Source organism: Streptomyces sp. NPDC007971 (assembly GCF_042958635.1).
GTDB lineage: Bacteria > Actinomycetota > Actinomycetes > Streptomycetales > Streptomycetaceae > Streptomyces.
The window spans coordinates 108,759-124,730 of the sequence record NZ_JBIBJK010000025.1; the positions used below are offsets into that span (position 1 = coordinate 108,759).

Below are 15,972 nucleotides of genomic sequence, written 5' to 3' on the forward strand. Positions count from 1 at the left end.
ACTCGTTCCGGGACATGTGGGGCGGGGTGATCTAAGTGATGCGGAGTGGGCCAGGCTGAAGCCTCACTTGCCGAAGAATGTGGGGCGGGGAGGCCGCTGGAAGTGTCACCGCCGAGTGATCAACGGAATTCTGTTCCGGCTGCGGACCGGTATCCCGTGGCGGGATCTGCCATCCCAGTTCGGTAAGTGGCAGACGGCATACGACCGACATCGCCGCTGGTCAGCGGACGGTACGTGGGAGAAGATCCTGCGGGCCGTCCAAGCCGGCGCAGATGCGCAGGGGCGCATCGACTGGTCGATGGCGGGCATCGACTCGACGGTCTGCCGGGCCCACCAGCACGCTGCTGGCGCCCGGCACCAAGCTCCGAAGGTGCCGGGCAGGCGAGTCCGCCCTGCTCACCACCGGGACGACGAGGGGCTCGGCCGCTCCCGCGGCGGGCTCACCACGAAGGTCCACTTGGTTGGTGAAGGCGGCCTGCGGCCGCTGGCCCTGCTGATCACTCCCGGGCAGTGGGGCGACGCGCCTCAGATGATTCCTGTCCTGGATCGCATCCGCGTCCCCCGGACCAACGGCGGGCACCCGCGCACCCGTCCAGACCATCTCGCAGGCGATCGTGCCTACAGCTCTCGACGTAATCGCCGCTACCTGCGGCGCCGGCAGATCAAGCACACCATCCCTGAGCCGAGCAATCAGCGGGCCAACCGCCTGCGGCGTGGCAGCCGAGGCGGTCGACCCACCAGCTTCGACGAGACCCGCTACGTCCGCAGGAACGAAGTGGAACGGCTGATCGGGAAGTTGAAGATCAACCGGGCAGTCGCCATGCGATTCGACAAGCGGGCGTTCGTCTTCCACGGCACGGTCACCCTCGCGGCGATCCGGCTCTGGCTCCGGTCCTAGAAAACGCCGTTGCTGTCATTACATTGAGTCGACCGCGACGTTAATCTCAGCCACGATATCGACGACGATGGGTTTGAGCCTCTTGCCGGTAGGCGGGTCAACGGTGTAGGTGGCGACGGTGGCACCGGTGGCGTTCGTGACAGTGAGCCGGGCCGGGAGGTGGGTCCCATTGGTGATAACCAGGACCGGGGCGCCGTCCTGGTGGTACACGGACAGTGTGGCCTGCTCCTCTGGGGTCGTCTTCTCGGCCGGGATAAGGACCAAGCCGGTTTCTTCGGTCGAAGGCAACTTCTCGGACACGTCAAACTCCCTGTGTAGTCGGCGAGTTACACACGGCGATCTTGGCATGTCGCACCCCAGCTGACCACCCCGCTTGACCATCACCATCCCTTTGGGCCAGGGAGCGCGGCGCATGAGGCCGCACAGCCTCCGTCGCATGACCCATCGGACAGGCCCTAGGCCGGTCGTCGTTGCACGGCATCGGCGACAACCGCTGTCACGAGCTTGTTGACGGCTGTCAGGTCCGGCGGGCCGGGGGCGCGGTCAGCGAACAGGAGATGCCCGCCACCGACCAGAGAGAGGGTGAGCGAGTCGATGTCGGCGTCGGCCGCGATGCGGCCCAGTTCACGCTCGACGGCCAGATAAGCGGAGATCGCGGCCGCGGCCTCGGCGAGGATTGCGATGCCGCCTCCGGGCCTGGCCTGCCGCAGCCGTGCGCGCAGCTCATCCCGGAAGGTGATGAGCGGGATGATTGCCACCGGAATCGGTTGGAACAGGGTGTTCAGCGCGCTGGTGAGGTTGTCGGCCACCGAACCGGTGCCGGCGGACTCGCGCAGCGCACTTGCCTGCGTCTCAAGCTGCGCGGCCCGGTCGAGCACGAGGTCGGTGAGGAAGGCGTCGAAGTCGGTGAAGTGCCGGTGCAGGACGCCTTTGGCGCAGCCCGCCTCGTCGGTAACGGCCCGGCTGGTCAGCCCGTTCGGCCCGTCCCGCAGAAGCACGCGTTCTGCAGCGTCGAACAGCTGCTGCCGTGCGTCGCGAAGGTGCACCCCAGTTGGCATTCACAGATCCTCTCGTGCGTCACCCCGCCGGCAACCGTTGCCCAGTGGGCGCACGCCCACTAAGGTGGGCGCATGCCCATTTTACCGCGAGAGCAGCCAGAATCATCCCCGGCGGGGCCGCATGAGGCCCGGGGGATGGCCGAGTCGTTCGGCGTGGACGCGCAACGCTACGACCAGGGCCGGCCCGGCTACCCCGATACGCTGGTGACGCGGATCGTCACCGGAAGCCCCGGCCCTGACGTGCTCGACGTCGGCTGCGGTACCGGCATCGCAGCCCGCCAGTTCCAGGCCGCCGGCTGCACCGTGCTCGGCATCGAGCCCGATGTGCGGATGGCCGACTTCGCGCGAGCCCGGGGCCTGCAGGTCGAGGTGGCGACCTTCGAAGCCTGGCAGTCGGCCGGCCGAACATTCGACGCGGTCGTCGCCGCTCAGTCGTGGCACTGGGTGGAACCGGTCGCCGGCGTCGCAAAGGCGGCACGTGTGCTGCGGCCAGGGGGACGGCTGGCGATCTTCGGGCACGTGTACGAGCCGCCAACCGAGGTGGCCGAACCGTTCTTTGCTGCCTACCGGCGGGCGGCGCCCGACTCCCCGCTCAACGGCCAACCGGCCCGACGTCCGCTCGACCTCTACCAGGCGGCATACGCGAAGTTCGCCGACAACATCCGCGAGACCGAACAGTTCAACGCTCCCGAACAGTGGCGATTCGACTGGGAGCAGTCCTACACGCGCGACCACTGGCTGGACCTGCTGCCCACCACCGGCGGCCTCACTCAACTCCGTCCCGATCAGCTGGCCGAGATACTGGACGCGGTTGGGGGCGCCATCGACTCTCTGGGTGGACGCTTCACGATGAACTACACCACCCTGGCAGCGACCGCCCGTCGCGTCGGCTCCCCCTGAGTCCATCGGCCAAGTCGCCGCCGACCCACGAATCCGTGCGGCTGCTCGACGCTCTGCCGGGCGTCGGCGGTGCGGCCCGCGCGTGGGCGACCATCTCGACCGGGAGTTGCCAGCCTGGCGGGTGCCAGTGACGACTGGAATGCAGACGGGGCCGGGTGCTTCATCGGCGCGGTGCGCGTAGGCAGGGCACCCTGGACAGGAGTCATCCTCGCGTGATCCGGATTACTGTCCGTCACTCATCACAAAAATCTTGCCTGAACCCTGGGAGTCCCCAAGTACCTGTCGCCGTCACGCACACCCGCCCTCATGCGGTACTGACCGGTGCGGCACAATCGGGGTCAACTGGGCGGGCGACGGTAGGGGTGGGAACGTGGGGCTTTGGCTCACGAAGACGACGCAAGGGCATACCGAACGAGCCGGCGCTCGTGTCTGCGGCTGCTGAGAATCCCGGTGGCAGCGTCGCCGAGATCGACCCGACGTATATCGACGACCCGAACGGCTACGTTCCTCCCGAGGCAATCCGCGGCGCGTGGTTGGTGGACAGCAGCGGGAAACTGACAGGGGAGTAGCAGGAGAATCTCCGTCACGGGGTGCCGCAGGACGACTTCAGCAAGCTCACTGATCCTGATCACTGGCTTGGCTGGCTCGGCGATGATCCCGCGGCCGCCTTCCGGAAGGGCATCGAGGAGTCCTTGCGCGCCCAGGTGGCAGACGCAGTGGTCGAGTGGGTCAAGATCCTTGAAACGCCCCGTTTCTTCACGGGTAGGCGTCGACATTCTCAGGACCAGCAGGTCATGTTGGTCACCCGCGCGGCACCCTTCGACGAGTATGTCGCCAAGTTCACGATGGCCTATCGAACCGTTCCCCGTCACTCCTGCGACTTCATTGCCCGGAGCCCACCTGCCACGGCGCAGTGGTCCGCCGAACAGGCCCTGAAGCGTGGGTCCGTGGGGGCATTTGCTGCCGCACGGTGACGTGGGCCGTCGTCCGCCATGTGGGGTCCTGTGACGCGGAGCGGTCGCTTTCTCTCCCGTAGGGGCGGGGAGGGGATTGGTGATCACCCGACAAAGGCGGTGCGGAAATGTCGGGCGATCGGGGCCGGTGTCGCCGCACGATGGGGGCATGGATGACACGACCTTGGTATCACGCTTCCTCAGCGACGGCTTTGTGAAGCTGGAGGGCGCCGTCGCGCCGCGCGTGGCCGCGGACTGCGCGCGGCTGCTGTGGCGGGAGACGGGCTGCGACCCGGACGACCCCTCGACATGGACGCAGCCCGTGCACCGGGTGGGCGGCATGGCGCAGGGACCGTTCGCCGCCGCACCAAACTCCCCGTCCCTGCACAGCGCGTACGACCTGCTCGTGGGCGCCGGCCGCTGGGAGCCGCGCTACTCGCTGGGCACGTTCCCGCTGCGCTTCCCGCACGAGGAGGAGCCGGACGACGCGGGCTGGCACATCGAGGGGAGCTATCTGCCGGAGGGCGAAAGCTGGTACTTCACGAATCTGCGCTCCCGAGGCCGGGCGTTGCTGATGCTGTTCCTGTTCAGCGAGGTCGGGGAGGAGGATGCCCCGACCCGGATCCGGGTCGGCTCACACCTCGACGTGCCGAAGGTGCTGGAGCAGTACGGGGAGGACGGGGCGAGCGGGCTCGCCCTCGCGCCCGATCTGGTGGCGGCGTCCGATCACCGGCCACTCGCCCTCGCCACCGGGTCCCCGGGCGACGTCTTCCTGTGCCATCCGTTCCTGGTGCACGCGGCGCAACCGCACCATGGGGTCCGGCCGCGCTTCATGGCCCAGCCGCCGCTGATGCCGGCCGTGCCGTACGAACTGATACGGGCCGACGGTGCGTACTCACCTGTGGAGATTGCGATCCGCCGGGGCCTGGGACAGGACACCCCCGGCCCGGACGGGGACAGCACCGACCGCAGCGCTCGGTAGACAGGCTTCACGACCATCGTCGGCAAGGTGGTCGTGAAGAGGGAAGAGGAAGGAGGCCGGGCATGCTGGAGCGGCTGAACCAGGCCATGGAACACATCGAGTGCCATCTCGACCAGGCTGTTGACGTGGAGGAGGTGGCACGCATCGCGGCCACCTCGGAGCACCACCTGCGCCGAATGTTTTCCGCGCTCGCGGGCATGCCGCTGTCGGAGTACGTCCGGCGCCGCCGGCTCACCCTCGCGGGCGCCGAAGTACTCGCGGGGCGTGAGACGCTGCTGGAGATCGCGGTGCGCTACGGCTACAGCTCCGGCGAGGCGTTCGCGCGGGCGTTCCGTGCCATGCACGGCATCGGACCGGGCGAGGCCCGGCGTACCGGCGCCGCGCTCAACTCCCAGTCCCGGATGGCCTTCCGCCTCACCATCGAAGGGAGCAGCAGTATTCGATACCGCGTCGTGGACAAGGAGGACTTCACCGTCGTCGGGCTCGAGACCCGGGTACCGCTGGTGCATGCGGGGCCGAACCAGGCGATCATGGACTTCGTCCGTGGGATCGACCCGCAGATCCTGCAGCGCCTGGAGAAGCTGTCGGACCAGGAGCCGCACGGCATGGTCGCGGTATGCGACGGCATGGAGCCCAGCCGCGCCGAGGGCACTGAACTCGACTACCACCACGGTGTGATCACCTCCGCGGCCGCTCTGGAGGGCATGACCACGTTGGCCGTCCCGGCCGGCACCTGGGCGGTCTTCACCACCTCCGGGCCGGTGCCGCAGGCCATCCAGGAGCTGTGGCGGGACGTGTTCACCGAGTGGTTCCCGTCGAACCCGTATCGCACCCGCACCGGCCCCGAGATCCTGCGCACGCGCCTGAAGTCGGAGAAGACCGAGGCCGACGCCGAACTGTGGCTCCCGGTGGAGCCCGAGCACGGCTGAACACAGCGGCAAGCTGCCGGGCATGAGTGTGCGAGCGCTTCGGTGGGCTCTGCCTTCGACTCGACCTCGACAGCCACGTCCGGTCACGTCCCGGAAATTCGTACTTTGACGAGGGCAACGAATTGCCGTCCACGACGACCAGTCCGGGTCTGTTGCGCAGGCCATCCCTCGGCTCGGACACGGCAAATATCTCCGCGGGCCTGCATCCGCACTGCCACCCGGCGCTGGCGTGCCGCTGGTGGCAACCCGTCCCTGTCCGGTACGCCAGACACCACGAACTGCCGCCAACGCCTCACCCGCATCAGGAAGTTCAGCACCTGGCTTTGTTCATGAGAACCCTGGTAAACGATGCCAGCGCAGCAATCGCGACCTCTGATTCCGTTGGTGTGCGGGATACCGCCCATTTGCTGGGGGCGCGGGCAACGACGCCGCAGACCCGGCAATCTCCACGGTGACAAGGGCTATGACTACGACCACACGTGATGATGGTTGCGAGCTCGCGGAATCACACCGCGGATCGCCCGCAAGGGCATGGACTCAAGCCAGCGACTGACGTTTTCTCAGCGTTGATCATTTCCAGACGCCGTTGAGAACGATGGCGGCTCGGGCGATGTCGCCGATCCGCCTGGGGCTGAGCGTGACGTGCTGCAGGGTTCGCCACCGCTGCTTGAGCTCGGCTGCGGCGCGTTCCCCGAGGGCGCGGACGCCTCTGATCAGGCTGTTGGTGGCGCGCGTGTCCGCGTGCAGGGTCTGTTCGGAGCGGCCCTTCGGGCGCCGGACCGGGACAACGATGCCGATCCCCGCGCCAATGTAGCCCTTGTCGGCGAGGGTGGGCAGGCCGTCGGCGGCGGCCTTGTACAGCGCGGGCAATGCGTGGATGCGTGCGGCGGTGATGTCGGGGGTGGAGCCGGGCTCGGCGTCGGAGACCCACAGCGGGGTGCCGTCCGGGGCGGACAAGAACTGCACGTTGCCGCCGAAGGCCTTGTGTTTCTGGCTGAACCACAGGTCGTTGCCGTTGTCGCAGACTCCCGCGGCGCGGTCGGAATCGATCAGCGTGCCGTCGAGGATCACGTGGGTCATGCCCTCGCGTCGGCAGCGGTCCAGGACCTGGTGGAGGTCCGGGGCCTGGGCGGCGAGGCCATCGATGCCTTCGTGCAGGTAGCGGTAGCCGATGGCCTGGGAGACGCCGGCGTCGCGGGCCAGGCAGTGGACGCATCCGCGCTCGCGGAACCAGCGCAGCACCAGCACGGCTTGGCGGAACGGGCCGAGCGCGCGGCTGCCGCGCGGAGTGCCAATTCGCCGCCGGTGCACGGCCAGCAGACGGGACAGGTACTCCACGCCATGGCGCGGGACGTCGAGCGTGGCAACATAGGTGACCAACGTGAGGCCTCTGGTGGTTACGGACATGATCTTGTGATGAGACCTGTCCTACCAGGGGCTTTACGTCTGTTCGAGCCCGGGGCCCGCATACCCGATCCGCGCTGGATCGAGTGGCTCAAGCCTTCTCGGCGCGGATCGAGTAGGTGAGGGGAGTGCGCGGAGCGCCCTCGGTATGCCGGTAGATGTCGCCGTCGTGGCGCTCAAGCGACTGGCATTGGAGGTAGAAGGTGTGGTCGTGCTCGTGAAGAAACTGGATCCGTAGCCCAGCTCCGGCGATCGCCGAGACAACGGTCGACAGACTGTGCCGCCACTCGACGGTCTCGTTGGCCTCGGTCGTTGCCGCCTCATCGGCGTACGTACCGGGGCCTCCCGAGGCTTCCGGACCTTCATCGAAGTAGTCGTGTGTGACCGTGCTTCCGGTCTCGTCATCGAGGACGAAGCTGAAGGGATGGAACTCCGCGAGGTACAGGTGTCCACCTGGGGCGAGCAGTTCGGCGACCACCGACGCCCAGCGACTGATGTCGGGAAGCCAGTTCAGCGCCCCGAAGCTGACGTAGACAATGTCGAAGGTCTCCCCCTCGACCGCCGAGACCGCATCGTAGACGTCCGCGGTCACGAAGCGTGCGTCGATGCCGAGATCGGCTGCGAATCGTGAAGCCGCCTCGATCGCGGGTGGAGAGAAGTCCAACCCGGTGACCTGGGCTCCTCGTGCCGCCCACGACAGCGTGTCCCGGCCGAAGTGGCACTGCAGATGGATCAGGCGCTTGTCCCGACATCCCCCACCTCGGCTGTCTCGAAGTCCTTCAGCGAATCGGGCCGGGCCCGGAACCCCTCCATGTCGTAGAAGTCCGCGCCCAGATGGATGGGCACCCGCTCGTCCCCATACGCCTTGTTCAACTCCCGCCAGCGCCCTGCCAGGTCACCCATGAGTCCGGACGATACACGGAGGCGGACTGGCCCACTACGCTGCCGGACTCGCCAACCAACCTGTGGCCAGCACCAGGTCGATCGGCTCTCGAAATCCAACTCCGGATGCGCGTACGGGGACAGCTCCGCCAAGGCACAGTTGATCTTCTGCGCCCGCTGGGCGGCACGTGCGCGCTAGGCGAGCGACTGCCGCCGAGCTCAAGCAGCGATGACGCACCCGCCGCACGTGACCGCCAGGTCATGGCTGTAGTGGACAGCGAGATTCTTGGGCGTTTGCCCGTCAGGATCTGGGAGGTGTGGGTCAGCACCAAAGGCCAAGAGCACTGCGGTGGTGAGCACGGTTAGCGTGCTGCGCACGGGGGAGTGGGGCAGGGGGGACGGATCGTGGCGTATTCGACAGGCTGGCTTGCTGTCCCGGTGCGATGGCGGTGTGGCCGGGTGGGGCAGATCCTCGGCGGGGACCGCGGCGGGGCCGGGAAGGACCACGTGCCCGGTCTGTGTGCCCGGTATTGCGGGGTGCCCGGTATCACCGGTGTGTTCGGGGGACAGGGTCATGTTGTCGGGGTGTTGGTGTGGGTTGTTCGGGTGGGCGCGAGGGTGGTCGGCCTGGTCCTGCCGGTGGTGTTGCAGGTGTCGGGTGATCTGTCGGTTCTGTTCATTGGGCGATTGCGTCGGTGGGTTTTCCGGTCATGTTCTGCCGATTGTGGGCGGGATGTCTAGCGGTGGGGGTGGTGCATTTACGGTGCGGTTGCGGGCGGGTGAGGGGTCTGGTGCCCGCCGCTGCCGAACAATCAAGGGGAGGCGCCGATGGCGAGTGTGGAAGTGGCTCTGAAGGAAATGATGACCGGGGTCGAGGGGGCGTTGGGGGCGGCTGTCGTCGACTACACGAGCGGCATGGCTCTTGGGACCCTGGGTGGGGGCAGGGATCTGGACCTGGCGGTTGCCGCGGCGGGGAACACGGATGTGATTCGTGCCAAGGTGCGCACCATGGAGCTTCTGGGTCTCGGGAGCCGGATCGAGGACATCTTGATCACGCTGGAGGGGCAGTACCACCTCATCCGGCTGGTGGCCGGCCGGACGGGTAACGGTCTGTTCGTGTATCTCGTCATTGACAAGGTCCGTTCGAACCTGGCCATGGCCCGTCATCAGCTGAAGCGGATCGAGGAGCAACTCGAGGTCTAGGACGTTCCCGAGAGCCGGGCCGACATGCGCCCATGAATTGAAGACTTCTTCAAGTCATCACATGGAGAGGACGGCAATTCATGAACGAGAGGTGCCTGGACCGAGGAGAATGAGCAGGCAGGACTTTGTGTCGCGGTGGCGTCCTCGGGACGCCACCGCGACTTGGAAGGCCACCCCGACAGGCAGGAAGAGCGCTATGCAGGTCCCTCTCTACCAAGCCAAGGCGGAGTTCTTCCGCATGCTCGGGCACCCGGCGCGCATCAGGGTCCTGGAGTTGCTGCAGCATGGTCCGGTCCCGGTGCGGGACTTGCTCGCCGATATCGAGATCGAGCCTTCGAGCCTTTCGCAGCAGCTGGCGGTCCTGCGCCGCGCGGGCATCGTCGTGTCCACGCGTGAGGGCTCCACCGTCAGGTATGAACTCGCCGGCGGTGATGTGGCTGAACTCCTGCGCTCGGCGCGCCGCATCCTGACCGAGCTTCTGGCCGGACGCAACCAGCTCCTGGCCGAGCTTCAGCAGACCGACATCTCCCCACCGCAGGCGGCAGCGGCAGTCAGCCCTTCAGCCGGTTCCGCACAAAGAACGGTGTAGATCCGGTCGGGGAAGCCGCATCTGGTGACAGACGTGACCATGCCGGTGGAGGCGGTGGAGGCGGTGGAGGCGTAAGCCTGTCGTTTAGGGTCTGCCCTCGAACGCGTCCCGAACTTATGCAAGATTTCCGCAGTTCAGCGGGCGTGAAGGTTGCCCCCGTCTGATCATGTGCTCCGTCCCAGAGGTACTTGACCAGCACGAAGGCCGTAACGATGAGTTTGGTGTACCAAGGTGTCCCGCGGGACGCGCTCGCGGAAGTGTCACGCTTCCCGACGGAGTTGTACGCCTGCTTGACCGCTCGGGGCGACGCGTTGTTCGAGTTGTGCAATGCCCTGTTGCGCTCGGACGGGCCGGTGAAGACACTGGTCGACCTCGCGCTCGCGGCTGAACATCGCCGTGGCCACGGAGCTCTTTACGGCGGCCACAATCAAGGCCGAATCGATGTCGGCCGACTGCGTCGGGCAGTGACAGAAATGCCGTCGCTCGGGTGCTGGACTGTCGGCTGGTCTTGGCGGTGGACGTCTCGCCGTGGCTGCGACCGGATGCCGCCACATGTCCGGACCGGTCCGCGGCATCCCGCCGATCCGTTCCCGCCGCGGACCACGTAGGCGTCGGCCGGCGAAGCTCCATGCCGACAAGGGCTACGACTGCGACCAACTCCGCCGATGGCTCCGCAAGCGTGGCATCCGCCATCGCATCACCCGCAGGGGCATCGAGTCCCCCACTCGACTGGGCCGACCTCGCTGGGTGGTCGAGCGAACCGTGTCCTGGTTGGCGGGCTCTCGACGCCTACATCGTCGCTACGAACGCAAGGCCGAGCACTTCCTCGCGTTCGTCGGCATCGCCGCAGTTCTCATCGGCTACCGAAGACTCGTGAATTGAAACACCATCAAGTCGCAGCACGCCACGGCGATATACCGTGTGGCCATGTCGGTGTTCATACAACCGCTCCCCGCACTGATCGGCGTGTTAATCGGCGCCCTTGGATCGTACTTGGCGAAGCACGCGCGGCGACCAAGCCCGATTTCGTCGCGAGCAGGCAGCCCGTTGGGAAGAGCGGCGGCTGACGGCCTACGCCGACTACGCCAGGTCGCTGAAGAAGAGTGTCACCCTGGCGTACCGGATCGCGGCGCACCTTGGAAACGACCCTCACCCGCACCCCTTGTCACCCGAGGAAGCTGCGCCTCACCTGGCCGATGCCACTGAATGCCCGGGACCCAGCCGGGGAGGCACTACTGATGCTCGGCAGCCCGGACGTGGTGGAGAAAGCCCGCGAATGGGTCGTCGTGGTGATGGAGATGGAAGGGTTTCTGCGAGACCAGACTCATAGCCCGGAATCCTGGTCAACCATGCTCAAGCGCCAACGCGCCGCACGTGAGGCGTACTACGCGGCTGTCCGCCGCGACCTGGCGCTCCCGCCTGGCCATTCCGGGGAATGGCGACTTGCGCCGCCCCAAACGCCCTGAGTACCCACTACCAGGGCGGCCTGCGGCTGTCGCGCGCGGGGCGTCTAACTTGAGCATTGTCGGCCTTCGCCACCCAATGGTTCGCCGTGCTCAGCGGCACCTCCACCTCACCAAAAGAGACCCGTTCCTTGGCCGTGGAGCGGTGGACGTGGCTGGTGATCGCGGCCCACACCCAGCTCCGTCTCGCCCGACCGTTGGTTGCCGACCTGCGTCGGCCCTGGGAGAAGCCGGCTTCAGCGAACAAGCTCGCCCCGGCCCGGGTCCGGCGGGGGTTGATAAACCTGTGCGCGAAGGAGCCATCACCAGCACGTGTACGAAAACCTTCCCGTCCCGGCCCCGGCCGCCCACCTGGTTCGAAGATCCGCCGCCCGTCACCACGTCATGACGTGGGACGAGTCCTTGCGACGGGCGAGGCATACGCGCGTCCCGCGCATCACACGAAGGGCACCAAACCCCGTCGAACCGGCTGACCGTCAACTTCAGGGCAGGTCGCCGAGGTAAACGGAGCCGTTCGCGGCCTGTTCCGTGCCAAGTGCGGCGAGGGATGCCGTCAGCCCGAAAGGAAGCAGCACCAGTTCGCTTACCGTGAACCAGGGGGTGCCAGATGACGGCTGATTGCGTGCGATCTGGCGCTGTCGCTGGCGACGTGGTGTCGGAGGCCAGTTGGGCTTTGAAGTACAACTGAAGTTGATGCATTTGGGTGCGGTGATACGGGTTGGCTGGGTGCCGTTCCGGCAGGTACTCGCGGATCCAGAGCAGATCACCGATGCTGACCTGCAGTCCGGTCTCTTCTTTCACCTCCCGGCAGGCGGCCTCGGCAGCCGTCTCACCGGGCTCTACACGTCCGCCAGGCAGAACATGGAACTCTCGGTCATTATCGAGATGCCGGATGAGGAGGACTCGGCCCTCCTGGTTCACGACGACTGCGCGAGCACTGACCCGCAGCTCGGCCTCGCGTCTACGTAGTTCGGCACCGGGCCCTGAGAGGGCACGATCGTTCATCCAGGCAGCCTATGGCCCTTGGGACTGCGTGAGACGTCGGCGGACGTCGTGTTCGAGGATCCCGCCAACCCTCAAGGGGTAAACGACAAGGTAAGTGCGGTTTCTGATCTGGGACCGATGGTGGGCTGGTGGGCGACTCGGTGAGCCGACGTGATCGATGGTGTGACGGATTGAGATTATCGATTCCAAGGGGTTGAGTGGTCGTAGGCGGTCAGTGCGCGCATGACTGGCTGGCCGCGCATGAACCTGGCGCCACTCATCGGGCCCCCTTGGAATCGATCATCTAGGCTGGCGCGGTGACTGATGAGCAGGAGCGGGTGCAGCCGTCGGGAGTGTGGGCCACGGCGGTCGGGGTGGCCAGGGTGCGGGCACTGGAGACCGAGCGGGAGGACGCGCTGTTCCGCGACCCACTGGCACAGGCCTTCGCCGCCGCCGGCGGCCTGTGGCCCTCCTCGCCGCCGCCCGATGACGAGGCCGCGCGACGTCGCCGGCTGGCCGTGTCGTTCTCCATCGTCATCAGGACGAAGTTCCTCGACGACCTGTTGCAGCAGGCCTCCGCGTCCGGGGTCCGGCAGGTCGTGCTGCTCGGCGCCGGCATGGACAGCCGGGCCTTCCGGATGGACTGGCCCGAGGGCACCCGGCTGTTCGAGGTCGACACCGCCGCGCCACTGGACTTCAAAACTTCGGTGCTGCGCCAGGAACGGGCCGTCGCGCGCTGCGAGCGGATCACCGTCGCGGTGGATCTGCGTGAGGACTGGCCAGCCGCGCTGGCCGCCGCAGGGCACGACCCGGCCTTGCCGACCGTGTGGATCGCCGAAGGACTGCTGATCTATCTGCCCGAGGACGCGGTGGAGTTGCTGTTGGCCCGGATGGGCGCGCAGTCGGCGGCAGGCAGTCGGATGGGGCTGACGTTGGGCTCGCGCGGCGTGATCGAGCGCTTCGGCGCGGACGCCGTGCCGGGATCGGCAGCGTCCTTGTGGGTCTCGGAGATGCCCGACGACCCGGTGGGCTGGCTGGCCGGGCAAGGCTGGGAGGCCGACAGCCACACCCTGCGCGAGTGCGCTGCCGCCTATGGCCGCCCGATCAGCACCCCGCCGCAGCGCGAGGAGCGGCCCGGCGGACTGATCTCGGCGGTCCGCCGGTAGTGCGCCTCATGGTTCCTTGGATGATCGATTCCAAGGGTGCCTGATGAGGGGAGCCAGGTCCATGCGCGGCCAGTTCGATGCCTGGAGTTCGACGGTGCCGGTGCAGAAGCGGTAGCCGTTCTTCTTCGTCCAGATCCCCCCAACGACCGCGCGGGCCGGCCGCAGGCCGGGCGGGTCGGGATCCTGGGGCGCCCGCGCGATGAAGGGCAGCCGCCGTGCGGTGCGGCCACAGTCGTGACAGCCCCGGCCCGGTCAGTATCCCGGTGACCGTCCGTCTGTCCGTCTGCCTGTCTGCCTGTCTGCCTGTCTGTGCGACCATCCCGGCCACCGGGTGGCAGAACGTCTCGAACGAGTCCTTGGTGAACCTTGGCCGGGTGGCCTGCAGGACCGGCACAAACGACGCCGGTGGCGTCATCCCCGGAACCGTCAGCGGCTGTTCCTCACATCGAGGCCGTGGATCAGCACCGCCGATGGTTCTTCACATCCGGCCCGGCCGTTCACTCGTCAGCCCGGACTCACCCGGACGAGAGCCTGCCGACCTCGTCCCTGATCCCGGTTCTCGGCAGGCTCGGGGGCCGACGGGCTTCCGCCGCCCCGGGGGGCCGTCCGGGGCGACGGAAGCCCGTTCACGTACCGCCGATGCTGCGCTTCCTGGTGCACCGGTCGAGCCGGGACTGCTGAGCGGGGATCAGGCTTCGCCCGCCTGTGGGGCGCTGAGTGTGTAGGTGGTTCCGACGCTGGTCTGCACCCACGCGTCCGGGAGGGCTGCGGCGAGGGTGTGCTGGGCGCGCCAGCCGGTGCAGTGACCGGGGACGATCAGCTCGGGTGCGAGTTCGGTGAGCGCGGCTACCGTCGGGCCGATGACCGGCTCGAAAGCGGGGCCGCTCAGGTGGAAGCCGCCGATGAGGGCCAGCAGTCTGCTGACGCCGGTCAGCCTCATGGCGTGCCGGATGATGTTGACCACTCCGGCGTGGCCGCAGCCGGTGATGATGACGAGTCCGCGGCCACGCACGTTGATGACGAGTGCCTGGTCGTCGATGACGGTGGGGTCGTGTCGCCAGCTGTTCCCGTCCCAGGCCTGGTGTGCCTGCGGCATGCCGTGCTCGAACTCGGTGACGCGGTCCACCTCGCCGGTGATCAGGATGCCGCCGGCCAGCAGCGACGGCTGCCGGCGCTCGATTACCTCGAACCCTTCGCGTTCCAGGGCGCCTCGTGACAGCGTGGGCATCTCCAGGCCCTGGCCTGAGGGCAGTTCCAGGCGGCGGCGGGTCCAGACTGCGGGGTGGACGGTCAGCGGCAGGCCGGAGCGTCCGCGCAGCCGGGCCAGGCCGTCGAAACCGCCGGCGTGGTCGAAGTGTCCGTGGCTGAGCACGACGCCCTGCAGGTCGCTGGCGTCGATGCCAAGACGCTCGGCGTTCACCGCTAGCCCGTCCGGCGATGCGCCGGTGTCGAACAGCAGCGTGCTGCTCGCGTTCCCGCTGTGGACGGTGACCAGGGCGGAGAAGCCGTGCTCGGCACGCAGCCCCGCGAGGGCCTCGCCGCCGGTGAACTGCCGCGCGGCGGTCCGCCCGGCGCCCAACGACGCCCGGGTGACGCCTTCGGCAGAGGCCAGCAGGGCGTCGTAGGTGTTGTCGACCATCGTCGTGACCCTGACCTCGTCGACCTCGGGAAGTGTCACCGGGTCAACAGCCGGTCCCTGCACGACGCGAGGCGCTGACCACGCCGCCTCGGCCGACGAGTGCCCGTGATCGTCGCACATGCTAGAAATCGCCTCCCCGCCGATACGGCCGGCCAGGGAAGCAGGTCCCGGCACAAGCCGCAGGCCCACGGCGGTTGCGTCGGCCGGACCGGCCGCAGGCGCCGCGCGGTGTCATGCTTGCTCTCGCGCGGGCGGGACGACGACGTCGATGAGCCCGGTGGCCACGTCGTACACGAGCCCTGAGACGAAGACTTGGGCCGGAAGCTTCCGCTTGAGGATTTCGACGTCGATGCGGACGGCGGCGACCGGGTCGGTGACCGCCTTGGCGTCCAGGTCTCCGGCCGGGACTTCGAAGTAATCGGCCAGCAGCTCGGGGAATGCGGCCAGGTCCGTGATCCCGCAGTCGGTGTGGTGCAGGACCGCATAGTGGACGTCGCCCGGGCGAGGGCCGCCCGTGCGGGCCTGCACGACCTTCGAGAGCATCTCCAGCGTGCGGAGTGTCGCGGGCGTGACCCGCCCTCCGACGTTGCGGATCACCGCTGCCTCGCCGAGCCTGAGCCCGAGCACATCGGACGGGTCGACACGAGGGTCGACGCATCCGATGACCGTCAGACTGCCGCTGGGCATAAGCTTGAGGGTGGCGAATGATCCGCCGTCGGCGAACCCGGCGTTCCGCTTGGCCAGCTCGTCCGTGTCGATCACTGTGACCGTAACCCCTTGTTGCTCTGAGACTGGACCACCGGTGACGCCGACGGCGACCTCCAGTTGCCGCCCATCTTGGCCCGCCACTGCCTCGCATGCCACTCGACTTTGCGGCAAATCGTGATCATGCAGGTCAACGCCCTGTATGACCGACACGGCG

At 67.5% G+C, this 15,972-nt stretch carries 13 protein-coding genes and 7 pseudogenes; 13 read left to right on the forward strand and 7 right to left on the reverse strand.

Annotated features, from left to right (window positions below):
- Positions 1-16: 16 nt before the first annotated feature.
- Positions 17-898 carry an IS5 family transposase gene (locus tag ACFZCP_RS38680; RefSeq protein WP_391438687.1) on the forward strand — a complete coding sequence of 294 codons (882 nt, stop codon included), beginning with the start codon at positions 17-19 and terminating at the stop codon, positions 896-898.
- Between the two features lie 18 nt (positions 899-916).
- Here the strand turns inward: ACFZCP_RS38680 and ACFZCP_RS38685 are convergent, their stop codons facing one another.
- On the reverse strand, positions 917-1,198 hold the full coding sequence (locus ACFZCP_RS38685; RefSeq protein ID WP_391438689.1) for a hypothetical protein: 282 nt from the start codon (positions 1,196-1,198) through the stop codon (positions 917-919).
- A gap of 155 nt (positions 1,199-1,353) precedes the next feature.
- On the reverse strand, positions 1,354-1,956 hold the full coding sequence (locus ACFZCP_RS38690) for a TetR family transcriptional regulator (RefSeq protein WP_391438691.1): 603 nt from the start codon (positions 1,954-1,956) through the stop codon (positions 1,354-1,356).
- 72 nt (positions 1,957-2,028) lie between these two features.
- On the opposite strand from ACFZCP_RS38690, the gene ACFZCP_RS38695 reads away from it, so the two are divergent.
- The 5 genes and pseudogenes from ACFZCP_RS38695 to ACFZCP_RS38715 all read left to right on the forward strand — a co-directional run.
- Entirely contained in the window at positions 2,029-2,856 is an 828-nt protein-coding gene (locus ACFZCP_RS38695; RefSeq protein WP_391438693.1) for a methyltransferase domain-containing protein, read from the forward strand.
- 590 nt (positions 2,857-3,446) lie between these two features.
- Positions 3,447-3,830 carry a hypothetical protein gene (locus ACFZCP_RS38700; protein ID WP_391438696.1) on the forward strand — a complete coding sequence of 128 codons (384 nt, stop codon included), beginning with the start codon at positions 3,447-3,449 and terminating at the stop codon, positions 3,828-3,830.
- 148 nt (positions 3,831-3,978) lie between these two features.
- The gene (locus ACFZCP_RS38705) at positions 3,979-4,791 is read left to right on the forward strand and encodes a phytanoyl-CoA dioxygenase family protein (RefSeq protein ID WP_391438700.1); all 813 of its coding nucleotides are present in this window, start codon (positions 3,979-3,981) and stop codon (positions 4,789-4,791) included.
- A gap of 62 nt (positions 4,792-4,853) precedes the next feature.
- Positions 4,854-5,720: a GyrI-like domain-containing protein gene (locus ACFZCP_RS38710; RefSeq protein WP_391438703.1), complete on the forward strand. Its 867-nt coding sequence runs from the start codon at positions 4,854-4,856 to the stop codon at positions 5,718-5,720.
- 372 nt (positions 5,721-6,092) lie between these two features.
- A pseudogene (locus ACFZCP_RS38715) lies at positions 6,093-6,272 on the forward strand (IS5/IS1182 family transposase); the annotation flags it as partial.
- A gap of 18 nt (positions 6,273-6,290) precedes the next feature.
- Here ACFZCP_RS38715 and ACFZCP_RS38720 read toward each other — a convergent pair.
- The gene (locus ACFZCP_RS38720; protein WP_391438818.1) at positions 6,291-7,100 is read right to left on the reverse strand and encodes a transposase family protein; all 810 of its coding nucleotides are present in this window, start codon (positions 7,098-7,100) and stop codon (positions 6,291-6,293) included.
- A gap of 115 nt (positions 7,101-7,215) precedes the next feature.
- A pseudogene (locus ACFZCP_RS38725) lies at positions 7,216-8,027 on the reverse strand (class I SAM-dependent methyltransferase).
- A gap of 807 nt (positions 8,028-8,834) precedes the next feature.
- Here ACFZCP_RS38725 and ACFZCP_RS38730 point away from each other — a divergent pair.
- The 6 genes and pseudogenes from ACFZCP_RS38730 to ACFZCP_RS38755 form a co-directional block, all read left to right on the forward strand.
- Complete coding sequence (locus ACFZCP_RS38730; protein WP_362699486.1) at positions 8,835-9,209, forward strand: hypothetical protein; 375 nt, start codon at positions 8,835-8,837, stop codon at positions 9,207-9,209.
- A 196-nt stretch (positions 9,210-9,405) separates the two neighbouring features.
- Complete coding sequence (locus ACFZCP_RS38735) at positions 9,406-9,798, forward strand: metalloregulator ArsR/SmtB family transcription factor (protein WP_362699488.1); 393 nt, start codon at positions 9,406-9,408, stop codon at positions 9,796-9,798.
- Between the two features lie 212 nt (positions 9,799-10,010).
- Positions 10,011-10,363: pseudogene (locus tag ACFZCP_RS38740) on the forward strand (transposase); the annotation flags it as partial.
- Positions 10,363-10,680: pseudogene (locus tag ACFZCP_RS38745) on the forward strand (transposase); the annotation flags it as partial. The pseudogenes ACFZCP_RS38740 and ACFZCP_RS38745, both read left to right, overlap by 1 nt.
- 45 nt (positions 10,681-10,725) lie before the next feature.
- Positions 10,726-11,264 (forward strand): annotated as a pseudogene (locus ACFZCP_RS38750) (hypothetical protein).
- Between the two features lie 104 nt (positions 11,265-11,368).
- Positions 11,369-11,734, forward strand: a pseudogene (locus tag ACFZCP_RS38755) (transposase); the annotation flags it as partial.
- 175 nt (positions 11,735-11,909) lie between these two features.
- On the opposite strand, the pseudogene ACFZCP_RS38760 reads toward ACFZCP_RS38755, so the two are convergent.
- Positions 11,910-12,266, reverse strand: a pseudogene (locus tag ACFZCP_RS38760) (NUDIX domain-containing protein); the annotation flags it as partial.
- 332 nt (positions 12,267-12,598) lie between these two features.
- Between ACFZCP_RS38760 and ACFZCP_RS38765 the strand changes: the two are divergent.
- Positions 12,599-13,411: an SAM-dependent methyltransferase gene (locus ACFZCP_RS38765; RefSeq protein ID WP_391438822.1), complete on the forward strand. Its 813-nt coding sequence runs from the start codon at positions 12,599-12,601 to the stop codon at positions 13,409-13,411.
- Between the two features lie 688 nt (positions 13,412-14,099).
- Here the strand turns inward: ACFZCP_RS38765 and ACFZCP_RS38770 are convergent.
- The gene (locus tag ACFZCP_RS38770) at positions 14,100-15,089 is read right to left on the reverse strand and encodes an MBL fold metallo-hydrolase (protein ID WP_391438709.1); all 990 of its coding nucleotides are present in this window, start codon (positions 15,087-15,089) and stop codon (positions 14,100-14,102) included.
- A 192-nt stretch (positions 15,090-15,281) separates the two neighbouring features.
- Positions 15,282-15,812, reverse strand: coding sequence for a carbonic anhydrase (locus tag ACFZCP_RS38775; RefSeq protein ID WP_391438711.1), 531 nt, complete (start codon positions 15,810-15,812; stop codon positions 15,282-15,284).
- Positions 15,813-15,972 lie beyond the last annotated feature (160 nt).

What these genes read in the sequence shown, in the direction of transcription:
- ACFZCP_RS38695 (WP_391438693.1), top strand. Translation starts at nt 2,029, where the DNA reads ATGCCCATTTTACCGCGAGAGCAGCCAGAATCATCCCCGGCGGGGCCG.
- ACFZCP_RS38735 (WP_362699488.1), top strand. Translation starts at nt 9,406, where the DNA reads ATGCAGGTCCCTCTCTACCAAGCCAAGGCGGAGTTCTTCCGCATGCTC.
- ACFZCP_RS38730 (WP_362699486.1), top strand. Translation starts at nt 8,835, where the DNA reads ATGGCGAGTGTGGAAGTGGCTCTGAAGGAAATGATGACCGGGGTCGAG.
- ACFZCP_RS38705 (WP_391438700.1), top strand. Translation starts at nt 3,979, where the DNA reads ATGGATGACACGACCTTGGTATCACGCTTCCTCAGCGACGGCTTTGTG.
- ACFZCP_RS38690 (WP_391438691.1), bottom strand. Translation starts at nt 1,956, where the DNA reads ATGCCAACTGGGGTGCACCTTCGCGACGCACGGCAGCAGCTGTTCGAC.
- ACFZCP_RS38710 (WP_391438703.1), top strand. Translation starts at nt 4,854, where the DNA reads ATGCTGGAGCGGCTGAACCAGGCCATGGAACACATCGAGTGCCATCTC.